General features: G+C 27.4%; 1 protein-coding gene. It reads right to left on the bottom strand.

Features of this window, described 5'->3' with window-relative positions:
* Positions 1 to 11: 11 nt before the first annotated feature.
* Positions 12 to 463: transposase (locus KGF48_RS20780; protein WP_227868500.1), on the bottom strand; the 452-nt coding region annotated here is incomplete at its 5' end.

Below are 463 nucleotides of genomic sequence, written 5' to 3'. Positions count from 1 at the left end.
AGTTATCTATTTTAAACTGTTATTAGTCTTAATCCTTCTTTTAGTATATTTTTACTTGCATTTATATCTCTATCGTGAGTTACATTACAACAAGGACAAATCCATTCTCTTATATTTAAATTCTTAACTTCCTCGTTTTTATACCCACATTTATTACATATTTGTGAACTTGCAAAGAATTTACCTATCTTTACAATTTGTCTACCATACCAATTAGCCTTGTATTCTAATTGACGAACAAATTCTGACCATGACACATCAGAAATAGAACGAGATAATTTACGATTTCTAGTCATATTCTTTACTTGTAAATCTTCTATGCAAATAATATCATTCTCTTGTATTAATTTAGTAGATAGTTTTTGTAGAAAATCCTTTCGCCTATTAGCTATATGTTCTTGAAGTCTTGCAACTTTTAATCTTGCTTTATTTCTATTTAAACTACCGATTGTTTTTCTCGATA

Source organism: Clostridioides sp. ZZV15-6388 (assembly GCF_020657755.1).
Lineage (GTDB): Bacteria > Bacillota > Clostridia > Peptostreptococcales > Peptostreptococcaceae > Clostridioides.
Note: the sequence above shows the minus strand (reverse complement) of the source record. Positions and strands in the feature narration are given on the sequence as shown.